This window comes from Halohasta litchfieldiae (genome assembly GCF_002788215.1).
Taxonomy (GTDB): domain Archaea; phylum Halobacteriota; class Halobacteria; order Halobacteriales; family Haloferacaceae; genus Halohasta; species Halohasta litchfieldiae.
The window spans coordinates 3,162,406-3,176,046 of record NZ_CP024845.1; the positions used below are offsets into that span (position 1 = coordinate 3,162,406).

Below are 13,641 nucleotides of genomic sequence, written 5' to 3' on the forward strand. Positions count from 1 at the left end.
ACTGCGTCGACGCGTTCGTTTCACCTGCGTCGACGTTCTTTTTGAAGTGTTTATACGGGATGAGGCTCTCTGGTGTCCATAGAGAGGGAGTCGACTCATGATGTTACCTACCCACGCGATCATCGGGCTGGCGATAGCGACGCCGATGGTGGCGCTCGCGCCGGATCTCGCCCCAGCCGCACTCGCTGGCGGCCTCGCTGGTGGGATTTTTCCGGATCTCGATCTGTATTCGGGCCACCGGAAGACGCTCCATTTCCCGACTGGCTACCTGTTTGCGGTCCTGCCTGCGACTGCTGTGGCGGTGCTGATTCCACAACCCGCCGCGATTGGGTTCGCCTTCTTCGTCGGTGGCGCGGCCGCCCACTGTCAGATGGATCGGTTCGGCGGCGGCCTCGAACTCAAACCGTGGGAGGGTGGCTCCGAACGTGCGGTGTACGACCACGTCCGCGGCGAGTGGCGTCGACCCAAGCGCTGGATACCGTACGACGGCTCGCCACACGATTTGCTACTGCTGTCGACGGTTGCGGTCCCACTGCTCGTCGTACTCGACAGCCCGTTTCGACTCGTTGTCGGCCTCGCGCTGCTCATCGGCGTGCTCTACGTCGGCCTTCGTCGACGACTGGCGGCGATTGCGCCGGTCGTCTTCGGACTCGTCCCCGACCGACTCAGCCAGTACGTCCCTGAGCGATATCGGAACTAAGCCGGCTGTGGCTCTGATCTGACAGTCGACCGAACTGAACCGCTCTACAAGACTTATCAGGAGCAGTGACCACGCACCAATCATGCAATCAGCAGACGATCACAGCGCTGGGCCGCCGGACGTGCTCGCTCGGTTATTTAAAAGTGGCCGGACGAATGCCGTCATTTCGTGGCTGCTGGTCGGGGTTCTCACGGTCGTCTTTGTCGAGAGCGTCGTCGACGTCGACTGGCTCTGGATGTTGTTCGTTGGTGCGACGGCCGCAATCGTACTGATTCCGCCGGTCGCCTACCGCGACTGGCGAATGATGCTGCCGTGGGAGCTGCTCACCATCGCGCTGTTGCCGATTTTGGTTCGGGCACTCGTCGGCGGCGAGGTCGGCACCTTTGGCTACTATCTGTCGGTCGCCGGGCTCGCACTTCTCGTGACTGTCGAACTCCACATGTTTACCGAAATTCAGCTCACACACTGGTTTGCGGTGCTGTTGGTCGTGCTGACGACGCTGGCCTCGGTGGCGGCGTGGTCGGTTGTCCGCTGGAACATGGACCAGCAGTTCGGCACCCAGTTTTTGATCGAGCCGGGAATGTCACAGGAGGCCGCCAACGCGGCGCTGATGAACGAGTTTATCGTAGTGACGCTGGCTGGCCTTGTTGGTGGCGTGCTGTTCGATGCCTACTTTAGAGGGCGTGGTCGGAGTCTTCGGCGTCGACTCCGGCAGGTGGTTCGCCGATGACGATTCTCCCCCGACCCTCGGTGACAAATCAGCGTCGACTCACCCGTGGAATGCAGTTGGTGCTGGTCGGGATCGTTCTCTACGGCATCATCGCGGGACAGACGAAAGCGATCACCAACGGCAGCATGGGGCTTTCCGTCTCGTTCGTGCCGGCACTGATGGAGCGAAAGTACGACTTCCCGCTGGACCCGTGGCTCGGCCTCTGGATCACGCTCGCCGTCTTCCTCCACACGATGGGGTCGGCCGGGCTCTACCAGCAGATCGATGGCTGGGATCACATCACCCACGCCATGTCAGCGTCGCTTGTCGCCGCGATTGGCTACACCTTCGCGCGGGCAGTCGACCTCCATAGCGACGAAATCCGAATTCCCAACCGGTTTGCCTTCGTCTTTATCCTCATTGTCGTGATGGCCTTCGGCGTCACGTGGGAACTGTTCGAGTTCGGCCTCGACATCATCGCCGACGAGACAGGCATCTCGATGCCGCTGGCCCAACACGGGCTTGATGACACGGTTCGGGATATGATGTTCAATACGCTCGGTGGGATCACTGTCGCTATCTTCGGCCAAGCCCATCTGCTGGGCGTCGCTGAAACTGTCAAAGAACGGTTGGCAGCCGGACCGAACACTCCTCCCGAGTAGGTCCGCAAAATCGGCGAACCGGCGAGTCGACGCCGTGCAGCCGTCGGTTGGACAGTTGGTTCCGGAAGTCGATGTGGTGACCGATATAATGAGTGTCGACAGCAGCGCATAATGGCAATAAAAAGACAGTACACGGGGGCTGAATCCAGTTTGCCTGCCCACATATTCTATTTTCATTCAAAATCATTCAAAAACAATCCAATCCAATGCTTGTTTGTAACTGATCAACGACGATTGGAGTATGGGTCCGACCACCAAACTCAGACAAGACACGAGAACCGAAGTCACTCGCCTCATCGAGACACTCATCGAGGTGATTCCGGAGATCAAGACCGCACTCGCATCCGAACGAGGAGCCAGTGGCAAGGTGAATCCGAGCGGCGATACCCAGCGCATTGCGGACGAGAAGATCGACGAGATCATCTTCGATTGCGTGGGCTCGGTCGACGGGTTCGGACAGTACCTCAGCGAGGAACGCGAGGGAATCACCGATCTTGGCTCGGGGCTGTCGGTCGCAACTGACCCCCTCGACGGCTCGTCGAACATCAAGACGAACACGACGGTGGGCACGATTATCGGCGTCTACGACGCTCCACTGCCGGCGCGTGGCCGTGAGTTGGTCGCCAGCCTCTGTCTGGTGTTCGGCCCGGTAACGACGCTGGCAGTCGCCGCCAACGACGAACTCATCGAGTACACCATCCAGGACGGAGCTATCGTCGACGGCGAACCAATTGCGCTCCCCGAAGCCGGTGGCATCTGGAGCTTTTCGGGCCGCCCGACCGAGTGGACCCCGGCCCTTCGAGACTACGACGACACGTTGGGCCGACAGTACGCCCATCGGTACACTGGGGCGATGATCGCCGACGTCTGGCTACTGCTTGCCCACGGTGGTCTCGTCGGCTACCCAGCCCGGTCGACCAAACCCGACGGCGTACTCCGGCTCCAGTACGAGTCGAACCCGATTGCCTACGCCGTCGAATGTGCCGGCGGTGCAGCGTCGACCGGGAGCCAGCCCATCTTGGATGTCGAACCCGAGGGACGCCACCAACGAGTGCCCACCTTCTTCGGGACGAACTCGCTCATCAATGAGCTCGAAACACGACTCGAAGCCGGCGCCGAAGCCTAACACCGCCCCCGCGACGTTCGGCCTTCCCACAGTCCGAACACCGTTCGATCCGTAGTCGGACTTTTTTAAATAGTCTCTCAGAACAGCCGCCGGCGTCGCCGTTAGTCGCTCGATGGGACCGTCTGTTCGGTAATCTCGACGCGCTGTGCGGCCTCGTCGAGGTCGTCGAAGGGAGGCATGCGCGTTCCGGGAACTGTCACGATCCGAGAGGCGACCGCGATCCCACGGCGGAGGCAGCTCCAGGCGTCGTTGCCACGCGAGAGTTCGAGCAGAAAGCCCGACAGCATCGCATCGCCAGCGCCGACAGTGTCGGCTACGTCGACATCGAGTGCGGCCGCATGGAGGCAGTCGGCTTCGCTGACGACGAGTGCGCCATCGCTCCCCAGCGAGGTGACGACGCGCTCGAAGCCGCTTTCTCGGAGCTGCTCGGCAGCCGTGAGACAGTCCTCAAGGGAGTCGACGCTCGCTCCGGTCGCGGCTGCCAGTTCGGTTCGGTTTGGCTTGCAGAGAGCGTACTCCGCCTCAAGTTGGGCGAGAATCTCGCCGCCGACGTCGACGCTCGTCGCCCAGTCCCCGGCGTCGGCGATCCGGTCGATGGCGTGATAATCGAGCCCCGGCGGCAGACTGCCGCCGACCAGTACCATCGACGGCTCGTATGTTTGGATGACGTCGATAACAGCGTCGACAGCCGTCCGGTCGACAGTGGGACCGGTGTGATTGATCTTGTACTCCGAATCGGGATCAAGGATCGTCGTGTTGAGTCGGGTCTGGCCCTCGATCTCGACGAACTCGGTGGCGAGGCCGTCGGCGTCGAGTTCCCGGCGGATGTAGTCGCGCAAAAAGTCACCCAAGAGCCCGGTTGCGACGGTCTCTGCATCGAGTCCGACTAGATACTGAGCGACGTTGATTCCCTTGCCACCGGCGTCAAACCGTGCGGTGTCGGTACGGGCCACCGTCTCGGGGTCGGGCATCGCCTCGACCTGAATGGTGTGGTCGACGGCAGGATTGAGTGTGACGGTGACGATCATGCAACGGTCACCGAGGCGATCTCGACGTTGCCGCCCTCGAATTTGTCCTGGAGTTCCGACGGGAGTTCGCTATCGGTGATCAGCAGGTCGATCTCGCTGAACTCGGCGAAGCTAATGAAGCTCTGTTCGTTGAACTTCGAGTGATCGCTGACGAGGACGACACGGTTCGATTTCTCGATCATGAGCGATTTGATGTTGGCTTCGGCCTCGTTCGGTGTCATCAGCCCCTCGCTCGGGTGGATCGCGTTCGTGCCCAAAAACAGCAGATCGAACGTCATCCGCTCCATGAATCGCTCGGCGCTCGGCCCGACAAGCGAGTAGGTCGGACTCCGCAGGGAGCCGCCGGTGAGTTTGACCTCCACCCCCGTATCGTCGAGTTCCATCGCCTGCAGCGGCGAGTTCGTTACCGCCATGAGGCTCCCGTTGGCCGACAGCCCTTTGGCGATCTGCATGGTGGTCGACCCCGCATCGAAACAGACGACCTGATTGTCGTGGATCTCCTCGACGGCGCGCTCGGCAATCGCCATCTTGGCTTCGAGGTTCTGGACCTCCCGCTGGCGGTAGTTCTGTTCTTGGCCGACCGAGGTCGCGGGCACGGCACCGCCGTGAGAGCGCTCGATCAGCTGTTTCTCGGCGAGCGCGTTGAGATCCCGCCGGATCGTCGCCTTCGAACACTCCATCAACTCCGCGAGCTCATCGACCGAACAGCCACTGTTCTCGGTGACGTGTTCGACGATCTCTCGCTGACGGGCTTCTGGTAACATTGTCTGATAGTTGTCTCTGCTTCCAGCGGTGTCATTATAGTTGTGGTGAAAAATATCGAATGAATATGCATGAAATATAGTTCAAACCACGACAATGGCCACATTATGAATACGAACAGGCACTCAACTCTGCATAATAGCGATACAGTCGGATTACATCTTCCGTCGACATGAACGATCCGCGCTGAAACGTAGGTTAGTCGACTGAGTCACCGATATTTCGAGCAAACTCATCCTGATCACACATATTCATTGTGGCATTTTATTTATATAGTATTCGTAAAGGTTTAAATTTTGAGTCTAAGAACAAAAATAATCAAATTCGAAGATACTTTTCCATACTCTCATGATAGTAGACGATAGACGATGGTAGAGGGTGTCATAGAAAGCGTCACACACGAAGACGCAGGATGTTGGAACTGTGTCTACGAGCGCCAGCATCCTGCAAGAGGAGACTTCTATCGACGAGTTCTTCAATGTAATGGCGACCGAGACGCTCGCGTTGTTCGAGCATCTTGAGTTCGACTTTCTCGAAGAATTCGATGTGTTCGCCCCCGCTCGCCGGGGGCGAACACGAGATCATCACCCACCAGCACTCTTCCGAGCGTTCCTGCACTGCTACTACAAGAACGTCTACGGCATCCGTCCAGTCACGCGAGAACTCCAGAACACGGTCGTCTGGCTCAGCTGTGGCTTCGATCGACCGCCGTCGAGAGACGCGGTCGATCGCTTCCTCACCGACCTCGAACACGTCGTCGACGAGGTCTTCGACCGCCTCGTCGAGCAGGCCGCCTGCCGCGGCCTGCTCGACTTGACCTACTCCATCGATTCCACCGACGTGAGGACGATGCCCGCCGACCAAGACGCGTCGAAAGGCTACGATCCAACCGCCGAAGAGTACTACCACGGCTACGGCTGTACGATCGTCTCGACCGGGCAAAAGATCCCGATTGCCGCGGAGTTCACCGAGAGCAAGCAAGCGCCAGAGGAGACGGCGATGCGCGTCACGTGTGACGCGCTCGCCGTCGAGAAACCGATCTGGATGCTTGGAGACAGCGCCTACGACACGCTCGGCTGGCACGACCACCTGCTGGCCGCAGGGGTCGTGCCAGTCGCTCCGTACAACGCACGAAACACCGACGATCCGAAAGACATCGAGTACAGGGTCGAAGCCCGCATCGACGAACACAGCGAGGACGTTCAGCTGAAGCAATCGACGCTAGACGAGACGTACAACCGCCGGAGTGGAGTCGAACGAACCAACGACGCCGTCAAGGACTGCGGCCTCGGGCACGTTCGCGCCCGAGGCCGCGTCCACGCACGAGCACAAGTGTTCCTCGCGCTGTGCCTTCGTCTCGTTATTGCGATCACCAACGACGAACGCGGAGACAATCCAGGAAGCACCGTCATCACGCTATGAGAACTATTCTATGACACCCTCGATGGTAACCAAAGATCAAACAGAACAACGACTACAGACACACCTCACGTCGGTGAAAGAAGACCTCATGACAGGGGTCTCGTATATGATTCCGTTCGTGACAATCGGCGGGATCTTCCTCGCACTGGGGTTCATGATCGGGGACACGCAAGAAGTATTCGATCAAACAGGGACCCTCGGCTGGTACTTCGCCCAGATCGGCAGCCTCGGGCTGACGATTATGATCCCGATTCTGGGTGGGTACATCGCCTACGCAATCGCGGATAAACCCGGACTCGCACCGGGGTTCATCCTCGCGTACACGATCCAACAGCCCGGAATCATCGACGCAGCCGGCGCAACGGTCGGCATTGCTGCCGACGGCGCGGTCGCTGGCTTCCTCGGTGCGATTGTCGCTGGCCTGCTGGCTGGCTACGTCGCCCGCTGGATGAAAGGCTGGAGTGTGCCTTCGTTCGTCAAACCGATGATGCCGATCCTCGTCATCCCGGTGTTGACGACCGCGCTGCTCATCCCGGTCGTCGTCTTCGCACTCGGTGTCCCAATCGCACTGGTCGACAGCGCACTCACGTCGACGCTCGAAGGCATGCGCGGGGCAAACGCCGTTGTCCTCGGGCTCATCCTCGGCGGAATGATGGCCTTCGACATGGGCGGTCCCGTCAACAAAGTCGCCTACGTGTTCGGAACGGTGCTTGTTGCTGACGGAATCTACGGGCCAATGGCCGCGGTGATGATCGCCGGCATGACACCGCCACTCGGACTCGCACTCTCGTACTTCATCGCGCCACAGAAGTACCCCGAAGAGATGCGAGAAAGCGCCGTCGCCGCCGTCCCGATGGGGTTCTCGTTCATCACTGAGGGCGCGATTCCGTTCGCCGCCGCCGATCCACTGCGCGTCATCCCGAGCATTATCGTCGGTAGTGCAACCGCCGGAGCCGCCGCGATGGGTCTCGGCGTCACGATGCCAGCACCTCACGGCGGCGTCTTCGTGATGATCCTGTCGAGCAGCATCCTCGGCTTCCTCGGCTGTATCGTCCTCGGCTCGCTCGTGACCGCAGCGATGGTCACGCTGCTGAAATCCGACCACGCCGAAGAAACCGAATCGACGACGACAACGGGGTCGACCGCGTAAACCGGTCGTCACCATCCTGTTTCGACCCACCACACTCCCTTTCGATACACTCATACCCATGACAAATCCAACCCAACGACCACTGATACCCGACCTGATCGACCTGACGAACGAACCCGAAACCAAACAGGAAGCTATCGAAGCGCTGCTTGATCTCGCCGTCGACGCAGGCCGCGTCAACGACCGCGAGCAGGCGTTGGCGGATCTTCAGGCCCGCGAAGAAGAAGCAACGACCGGCGTCGGCATGGGAATCGGTATTCCCCACGCCAAAAGCGAGGCCGTCATCTCGCCGACAATCGCCTTCATGCGCGCGCCTGATGGGATCGACTTCGATGCAATGGACGACGAGCCCGCAACGCTCCTGTTTATGCTGCTGGTTCCGGAGTCCAGCGGCGACGAACACCTCCAGATGCTCAGCTCGCTGTCGCGGTCGCTGATGCACGAGGAGACCCGAACCGCCCTCCTAGAAGCCGATTCGGTCGACCGCGTCGAGTCGATCATTCTGGAGGCAGTCGAACAATGATCGAACGCACCGTGACGGTCGTCCCCGAAGACGGGTTGCACGCCCGGCCTGCCTCACAGGTCGTCGAAGCCGCAAACAGCTACGACAGCAGCGTTACCGTCGGCCCTGCCGGCGGCGACTCAGTCGACGCATCGAGCATGCTCGGCGTCACCAGTTTGGGTGTCGGCTCCGGCGACGCAGTCGACCTGACTGCCGACGGGCCGGACGAACAGGCAGCCCTCGACGAACTCGAAACGATTCTGACCACGCCCGAATCATAATGCTCGGTAACCCACACAAGACCCGTACGATTGCCGGTATCAGCGCGACGCCGCTGTCGGGACTCGGAACAGTTCGGTGGTATCGGTCCGGCGAGCAGCCGGATCCAGCCGAGATATCGGCTGCCGACCCCGAGACCGAACAGCAGCGGTTCGACGACGCCCAAGCGGCCGCCCGCGAAGAACTCGAAACCGAACGGGAGTCGACCCGCGAGCGCGTCGGCAGCGAGGAGGCCGCCGTCTTCGATGCCCACCTCCAGTTTCTGACCGACCCACAGCTCACCGATCCAATCGAGGCCGCGATTGCCGACGGCGCAGCCGCCGAGTTGGCCGTCGACGAGGCGTTCGGCGACGCAATCTCGCAGTTCGAGGGGATGGACGGGATGATGGCCGAACGGGCCGACGATCTACGAGACATCCGGGACCGACTGCTTCGACTGCTCTCGGGTGGCGAGCGAACCGATCTCACCGATCTTCCGGAGGGGACGGTCCTCCGTGCCGAGCGACTCACTCCAAGCGACACCGCCCAACTCGATCCCGACACCATCGCTGGTTTCGTGACGATGACCGGCGGGCGGACCTCCCACGTCTCGATTTTCGCCCGCTCGCTGGGGATTCCGGCCATCGTCGGCGCTGGCGAGGAGCTCAGGGAAGTCCGCGAGGCGACCACCGTCGCCATCGACGCCGACCGGGAGGTCGTCGTCGCCAATCCTGACGCCGCGGTCCGCGAACAGGTCACTGTCGGACGCGACGTGACGGTCCAGGAGGAACGCGTCGAAACCCGAGACGGAACGGAGATCGAGGTGGCTGCCAACATCGGGACGGCCGCCGAACTCGACGGCGCGGTCGACCAAGGGGCCGACGGCGTCGGCCTCTTTCGGACCGAGTTCCTCTTTTTGGATCGGGAGACCCCACCCAGCGAGGACGAACAGTTCGAGAGCTACGTCGACGCTCTCGACGCCTTTCCGGAGGGCCGGGTCGTCGTCCGGACGCTCGATATCGGCGGCGACAAGCCGATTCCGTATCTCGATCTCCCTGAAGAGGAAAACCCCTTCCTCGGGAGCCGTGGGATTCGTCGCTCGCTTGGCGCAGATAGCGAGCTCTTCGAGACGCAGTTGCGCGCGCTGCTGCGTGCGGCCGCCGCAGGCGAGGGGACGCTATCGGTGATGTTCCCGCTCGTTTCGACGCTCGACGAACTGACTGCGGCGCTTGAGGCGGTCGACCGCGTCGCGAGCGATCTCGACAATGAGGGCATCGACTACGCCAAACCGGAACTCGGCGTGATGATCGAAACGCCCGCAGCCGTGATGATGGCCGAGGAGTTCGCCGAACGGGTCGACTTCCTCTCGATTGGGACAAACGATCTGGCTCAGTATGTGATGGCCGCCGACCGCGAAAACGAGGCCGTCGCGGAACTCCACGACCCACAGCAGCCCGCGGTGTTGCGGGCGATCAACCGGGCTGTCGAGGCCGCCCATGCTCACGACGCGTGGATCGGGATGTGCGGCGAGATGGCCGGCGATCCTGAACTGACCGAACTGCTGGTGGGGCTTGGCCTCGACGAACTCTCGATGAGTGCGGTCACGATTCCAGCAGTCAAAGCAAACATTACTGAAATCGAGCGGTCGACAGCTGTCGACCGTCGTGACCGTGCGCTCACAAAAAACACTAAATCAATGGTTAACGAAACGGGAAACCAATGAAACTCGTCGCCGTAACTGCCTGTCCGACCGGGATCGCACACAGCCAGATGGCTGCCGAAAACCTCCAGACGACTGCCGAAGAGCGTGGCCACGAGATCCACGTCGAAGTCCAGGGCGCGATGGGCACCGAAAACGAGATTCCGGATGACGTCCTCGCGGCGGCCGATGCGGTGATCATCGCCGCCGACACCTCGGTCCAGCAGAATCGGTTCGGCGACCACGTCGTCGTCAAGGCCAGCGTCAAAGACGGTGTCAACGACGCCGACGGCCTCATCGACGAGGCCATCGAGCGTGCTGGCGGTGAGACGGATGCTGAGGGCACTGAGACGAATATCGAAGACACTGAGGCAGATACCGAGGAGACGGCCGACACCGACGATTCGGGTACTGTCGACGACACGGCAGCCGAGTCGACGCCATCGGTCGATCCCGAGTCGACCGCGTCCGAGGGCGGCATTATGGCCCGGCTCAAGCGACTGTTTTCCTGATCGGGTACTCCTCGTGTTGAATCAGCAACACGGCCTGTTTATCGTTTGCTGCTCCAAGCAAGAGTAGTACTGCGTTTCGTCATCTACCTTCCCGCAGTCTGGCGGTTCTTCCAAATAGATTGTTCAGGAAAGACATCTATAGAACCAATATCAATCAAAAACAAACCTATTCAGTATTATTTAGTGACTGTATATGATTGATCTAGCTACCGATGAGTGACCTGACTGACTCCCCACTGACGCGAGACGGCAAATCGATTGTGTTGGCACACGACCACGGGCTCGAACACGGGCCGACGGCGTTTTCGGCGGTTCCCGACCGGCTCGACCCCGAGACTGTCTTCGAAATGGCGACCCACGACGCCGTCACGGCGTTTGCCGTCCAGAAAGGGCTGGCAAAACAGTACTACCCCTCCTACGAGGACGACGTGAACCTGCTGGCCAAATGTAACGGCTCAAGTAGCCTCCGCTCCGGCGAGCCGTATTCGCCACAGACGTGGTCGGTCGACCACGCCGCCGAACTGGGTGCTGACGCCATTGGCTACACCGTCTACCCCGGCACCAACACCGAACACAAGATGTTCGAGGACTTCTATCAGGTCCAAGAGGCCGCCGAAGACCGAGACCTCCCGGTGGCGATGTGGTCCTACCCGCGCGGCCAGCCGATCAAGGAACACCGGAACCCCGACACCATCGCCTACGCGACCCGGATCGGCCTCGAACTCGGCGCTGACTTCGTGAAAGTCAAATATCCCCGCAGCGGCGAGGCGATGTCCCACGCGGTCGACGCGGCGGGCAACTGTAATGTCCTCCTGAGCGGCGGCTCGAAAAGCGACGATCTGACCTTCCTCTCGATGGTCGAAACCGCCGTCGACGCCGGCGTGAGCGGCCTCGCAGTCGGCCGCAACGTCTGGCAGCACGAAGATCCTGCGTATCTGCTCGACGCGCTCGAAAAGGTCGTCTTCGAAGAACAGTCTGCCGAAGACGCGCTCGGTCGGTAGTCGACCGACCGGCCACGCGCCGACTCACCACACTCCGTCCACCCCACTCCTTCGAGAGTTCTACCGCGAACACAAACAGGCAGAGTACCAACTGCGCCGAGAAAAACGGTTCGGGGCTGCTATCAGGCGATATCCGGGCCGCGAGTCAGTTCGCGGTGTTTGCGTTCGAGATAGGAGTACACCGCGCCGTGTGGCGCACCGTCGAGGATCATTGCCGTCGCTCGCCGAACGGCTTCGACCTCCTCGGGGTCGCCGATCATCCCGATTGTCGACCCATAAATAACGACATCGGCACCCGAAAGCTCCTCCATGAGTTGGCGGGTCCGCCCGTTTTCGCCGATGAGTCGACCCTTCTGTCGACGGAGGTCGTTATCGTTACGGGTTTTGTCGCTGATGTCGATCAGATCGAACATCCGCATCTCGCCGTCGAGCAGCGACAGCGCGGCCTCGGGTTTGAAGCCGCGACCGATAGCTCGAACGATGTCAGGTGCCACGAGTGCCGTCACCGGATCACCGACCGACTCGATAGCGACCGAGCCGGATTCGGAGTCGATGTCGAGCCGCACCTCCGAGCGGGACTCGATTGCCCGCATCGTCTCGCCACCCTCGCCGATCAGGACCCCGATCCGATCCTGTGGAACCTTCACGTGTTGCATACCACTGCTACCCCGCGAATCCGTTTAAATATGTTCCTCTCCCTGTCGACGCAGTGAACGGGCTACCGACTCGGATCGGCTTCGACAGCAGTCACGAACTCGTAGAGTTCGTCATCGGTCACCTCAAGACCCTGTCGACGGAAAAACGAGGCCACGTTTTTGCAGTCCCGATCCAGAAAGTCGTCGGAGTTCGGGTGATGGACCGTGACCGCTTGACCCAGATCGATAATGACGAGTTCGCCCTCGTGGATGATCATGTTGTACTCCGAGAGATCGCCGTGGATCAGGCCTGCACTGTACAGTCGACGCATATACTCCCGGACGACCTCGTAGGCGGTCTCGGGGTTTTCGACCTCGACCTCGGAGAGTCGACGGGCCCGATCCTCGACGAGGCCGACGAGTTCCATCACCAGTACATTGCGCTCGACGGCGATTGGGGTGGGGACCCGGACACCTGCACGCTGAGCGCGTTCGAGGTTGGCATACTCCTTGCGCACCCACGCGAGGACGACCTGTCCCTTGTCGTTGCTGATCCCTTCGAACCGGGGGTCGCCTTCGAGATAATCCCGCATCTGCTTGAACGCCGAGGCGTTGATTCGGTAGACTTTGACCGCGACCTCTTCGCCCTCGCCGCCGAGTGCTTCGTAGACGTTGGCCTCCTTGCCGGTCGAGATCGGGCCGCCGAAGGCGTCGATGTAGCCGTCGCCGACGAGCTTATAGAGGGCACCGAACGTCGCATCGTCAAACACCGACTGTTCGACTTTGAACTGGTCGGCGTCCTTGATGCGTTCTTGGAACTCCTCGAACTCCCGGTCGCGCTTACGGGCGATACGGTCGGCGTCAGTGTCAGTGACGTCGATCTGTTCCCACTCGTCGCCGGGCGGCGCGGTCACGTCGGTGTCGACTAGGCCGAACTCGTCGGTCATTATCCCAGTTACGTAACCGACGCGGAAAAGTCTCGTCAGTCAGTCGGCTCGGGTATCGGGACCGCCGTCAGAAACTGTCGACAGTGTTACTGCAGATGGCCTTCTTCGCGGAGCTGTTCGGCTTCGGCGTTCTCGTAGCGCCACGTGATGTCGGCCTTCTCGTCCTGCCAGTCCCACGGCTCGACGAGGACGATATCGTTCTCACGGATCCAGACACGTTTCTGCATACGGCCGGGAATCCGAGCCGTTCGCTCCGTCCCGTCGGCACACCGAACGGTGACCCGGTTTGCGCCGAGCATGTTCGTTACTTCGGCGAAGACCTCATCCTCGTTGGGCATTCGGAGGTCATTTCGCCCCTCGTTTTCTCCCATAAATGCCGGTTAGGAATCATTCAATGTAAAAACGCGGGTTTTCAGCCATCGGGTGTCGCAGGTCTCTGATGGGTCTGCTGTGTTTCACCTCGTCACTACCAAACAACCGTCTCGTCGACACAAAAGCGACCGGCAACCAAGCGACCGACACTGATCG

At 60.7% G+C, this 13,641-nt stretch carries 16 protein-coding genes; 11 read left to right on the forward strand and 5 right to left on the reverse strand.

Going from position 1 to position 13,641, the window contains the following annotated elements; translation table 11 throughout:
* The first annotated feature begins 97 nt into the window (after positions 1 to 97).
* From HALTADL_RS16075 to HALTADL_RS16090, 4 genes are all read left to right on the forward strand, one after another.
* Positions 98 to 700, forward strand: a complete 603-nt coding sequence (locus tag HALTADL_RS16075) for a hypothetical protein (protein ID WP_089671309.1) — start codon at positions 98 to 100, stop codon at positions 698 to 700.
* An 82-nt stretch (positions 701 to 782) separates the two neighbouring features.
* A complete protein-coding gene (locus tag HALTADL_RS16080; RefSeq protein ID WP_089671308.1) occupies positions 783 to 1,430 on the forward strand; it encodes a hypothetical protein in 648 nt (215 codons plus the stop codon).
* The gene (locus HALTADL_RS16085; protein ID WP_089671307.1) at positions 1,427 to 2,071 is read left to right on the forward strand and encodes a hypothetical protein; all 645 of its coding nucleotides are present in this window, start codon (positions 1,427 to 1,429) and stop codon (positions 2,069 to 2,071) included. The genes HALTADL_RS16080 and HALTADL_RS16085 overlap by 4 nt, the downstream gene beginning before the upstream one ends.
* 241 nt (positions 2,072 to 2,312) lie before the next feature.
* The gene (locus HALTADL_RS16090; protein ID WP_089671306.1) at positions 2,313 to 3,197 is read left to right on the forward strand and encodes a class 1 fructose-bisphosphatase; all 885 of its coding nucleotides are present in this window, start codon (positions 2,313 to 2,315) and stop codon (positions 3,195 to 3,197) included.
* A gap of 101 nt (positions 3,198 to 3,298) precedes the next feature.
* Here the strand turns inward: HALTADL_RS16090 and pfkB are convergent, their stop codons facing one another.
* Complete coding sequence (gene pfkB, locus HALTADL_RS16095) at positions 3,299 to 4,225, reverse strand: 1-phosphofructokinase (protein WP_089671305.1); 927 nt, start codon at positions 4,223 to 4,225, stop codon at positions 3,299 to 3,301.
* Positions 4,222 to 4,989 (reverse strand): HTH-type transcriptional regulator GlpR, encoded by a 768-nt coding sequence (gene glpR / locus HALTADL_RS16100; protein WP_089671304.1) that lies wholly within the window; start codon positions 4,987 to 4,989, stop codon positions 4,222 to 4,224. The genes pfkB and glpR overlap by 4 nt, the downstream gene beginning before the upstream one ends.
* Before the next feature lie 481 nt (positions 4,990 to 5,470).
* Between glpR and HALTADL_RS16105 the strand changes: the two genes are divergently transcribed.
* The 7 genes from HALTADL_RS16105 to HALTADL_RS16135 all read left to right on the forward strand — a co-directional run bounded on the left by HALTADL_RS16105 (position 5,471) and on the right by HALTADL_RS16135 (position 11,531).
* On the forward strand, positions 5,471 to 6,409 hold the full coding sequence (locus HALTADL_RS16105) for a transposase (RefSeq protein ID WP_015911568.1): 939 nt from the start codon (positions 5,471 to 5,473) through the stop codon (positions 6,407 to 6,409).
* A 22-nt stretch (positions 6,410 to 6,431) separates the two neighbouring features.
* The gene (locus tag HALTADL_RS16110; RefSeq protein ID WP_218143693.1) at positions 6,432 to 7,559 is read left to right on the forward strand and encodes a PTS fructose transporter subunit IIC; all 1,128 of its coding nucleotides are present in this window, start codon (positions 6,432 to 6,434) and stop codon (positions 7,557 to 7,559) included.
* A gap of 58 nt (positions 7,560 to 7,617) precedes the next feature.
* Positions 7,618 to 8,082, forward strand: coding sequence for a PTS sugar transporter subunit IIA (locus HALTADL_RS16115; RefSeq protein ID WP_089673269.1), 465 nt, complete (start codon positions 7,618 to 7,620; stop codon positions 8,080 to 8,082).
* Positions 8,079 to 8,342, forward strand: a complete 264-nt coding sequence (locus HALTADL_RS16120) for an HPr family phosphocarrier protein (protein WP_089673270.1) — start codon at positions 8,079 to 8,081, stop codon at positions 8,340 to 8,342. Before HALTADL_RS16115 ends, HALTADL_RS16120 begins: the two co-directional genes overlap by 4 nt.
* The gene (gene ptsP / locus HALTADL_RS16125) at positions 8,342 to 10,042 is read left to right on the forward strand and encodes a phosphoenolpyruvate--protein phosphotransferase (RefSeq protein WP_089673271.1); all 1,701 of its coding nucleotides are present in this window, start codon (positions 8,342 to 8,344) and stop codon (positions 10,040 to 10,042) included. Before HALTADL_RS16120 ends, ptsP begins: the two co-directional genes overlap by 1 nt.
* Entirely contained in the window at positions 10,039 to 10,530 is a 492-nt protein-coding gene (locus HALTADL_RS16130) for a PTS fructose transporter subunit IIB (RefSeq protein ID WP_089673272.1), read from the forward strand. The genes ptsP and HALTADL_RS16130 overlap by 4 nt, the downstream gene beginning before the upstream one ends.
* A 212-nt stretch (positions 10,531 to 10,742) precedes the next feature.
* The gene (locus HALTADL_RS16135) at positions 10,743 to 11,531 is read left to right on the forward strand and encodes a class I fructose-bisphosphate aldolase (RefSeq protein ID WP_089673273.1); all 789 of its coding nucleotides are present in this window, start codon (positions 10,743 to 10,745) and stop codon (positions 11,529 to 11,531) included.
* 122 nt (positions 11,532 to 11,653) lie between these two features.
* On the opposite strand, the gene HALTADL_RS16140 is transcribed toward HALTADL_RS16135, so the two are convergent.
* From HALTADL_RS16140 to eif1A, 3 genes are all read right to left on the reverse strand, one after another.
* A complete protein-coding gene (locus tag HALTADL_RS16140; RefSeq protein ID WP_089673274.1) occupies positions 11,654 to 12,187 on the reverse strand; it encodes a KH domain-containing protein in 534 nt (177 codons plus the stop codon).
* A 62-nt stretch (positions 12,188 to 12,249) separates the two neighbouring features.
* On the reverse strand, positions 12,250 to 13,113 hold the full coding sequence (rio1, locus tag HALTADL_RS16145; protein ID WP_089673275.1) for a serine/threonine-protein kinase Rio1: 864 nt from the start codon (positions 13,111 to 13,113) through the stop codon (positions 12,250 to 12,252).
* A gap of 86 nt (positions 13,114 to 13,199) precedes the next feature.
* Complete coding sequence (gene eif1A / locus HALTADL_RS16150; protein WP_089673276.1) at positions 13,200 to 13,484, reverse strand: translation initiation factor eIF-1A; 285 nt, start codon at positions 13,482 to 13,484, stop codon at positions 13,200 to 13,202.
* Positions 13,485 to 13,641 lie beyond the last annotated feature (157 nt).

What these genes read in the sequence shown, in the direction of transcription:
- HALTADL_RS16120 (WP_089673270.1), top strand. Translation starts at nt 8,079, where the DNA reads ATGATCGAACGCACCGTGACGGTCGTCCCCGAAGACGGGTTGCACGCC.
- HALTADL_RS16110 (WP_218143693.1), top strand. Translation starts at nt 6,432, where the DNA reads ATGGTAACCAAAGATCAAACAGAACAACGACTACAGACACACCTCACG.
- pfkB (WP_089671305.1), bottom strand. Translation starts at nt 4,225, where the DNA reads ATGATCGTCACCGTCACACTCAATCCTGCCGTCGACCACACCATTCAG.
- rio1 (WP_089673275.1), bottom strand. Translation starts at nt 13,113, where the DNA reads ATGACCGACGAGTTCGGCCTAGTCGACACCGACGTGACCGCGCCGCCC.
- HALTADL_RS16105 (WP_015911568.1), top strand. Translation starts at nt 5,471, where the DNA reads ATGGCGACCGAGACGCTCGCGTTGTTCGAGCATCTTGAGTTCGACTTT.
- HALTADL_RS16115 (WP_089673269.1), top strand. Translation starts at nt 7,618, where the DNA reads ATGACAAATCCAACCCAACGACCACTGATACCCGACCTGATCGACCTG.
- HALTADL_RS16130 (WP_089673272.1), top strand. Translation starts at nt 10,039, where the DNA reads ATGAAACTCGTCGCCGTAACTGCCTGTCCGACCGGGATCGCACACAGC.
- HALTADL_RS16135 (WP_089673273.1), top strand. Translation starts at nt 10,743, where the DNA reads ATGAGTGACCTGACTGACTCCCCACTGACGCGAGACGGCAAATCGATT.
- ptsP (WP_089673271.1), top strand. Translation starts at nt 8,342, where the DNA reads ATGCTCGGTAACCCACACAAGACCCGTACGATTGCCGGTATCAGCGCG.
- HALTADL_RS16140 (WP_089673274.1), bottom strand. Translation starts at nt 12,187, where the DNA reads ATGCAACACGTGAAGGTTCCACAGGATCGGATCGGGGTCCTGATCGGC.
- glpR (WP_089671304.1), bottom strand. Translation starts at nt 4,989, where the DNA reads ATGTTACCAGAAGCCCGTCAGCGAGAGATCGTCGAACACGTCACCGAG.
- HALTADL_RS16080 (WP_089671308.1), top strand. Translation starts at nt 783, where the DNA reads ATGCAATCAGCAGACGATCACAGCGCTGGGCCGCCGGACGTGCTCGCT.
- HALTADL_RS16075 (WP_089671309.1), top strand. Translation starts at nt 98, where the DNA reads ATGATGTTACCTACCCACGCGATCATCGGGCTGGCGATAGCGACGCCG.
- HALTADL_RS16085 (WP_089671307.1), top strand. Translation starts at nt 1,427, where the DNA reads ATGACGATTCTCCCCCGACCCTCGGTGACAAATCAGCGTCGACTCACC.
- HALTADL_RS16090 (WP_089671306.1), top strand. Translation starts at nt 2,313, where the DNA reads ATGGGTCCGACCACCAAACTCAGACAAGACACGAGAACCGAAGTCACT.
- eif1A (WP_089673276.1), bottom strand. Translation starts at nt 13,484, where the DNA reads ATGGGAGAAAACGAGGGGCGAAATGACCTCCGAATGCCCAACGAGGAT.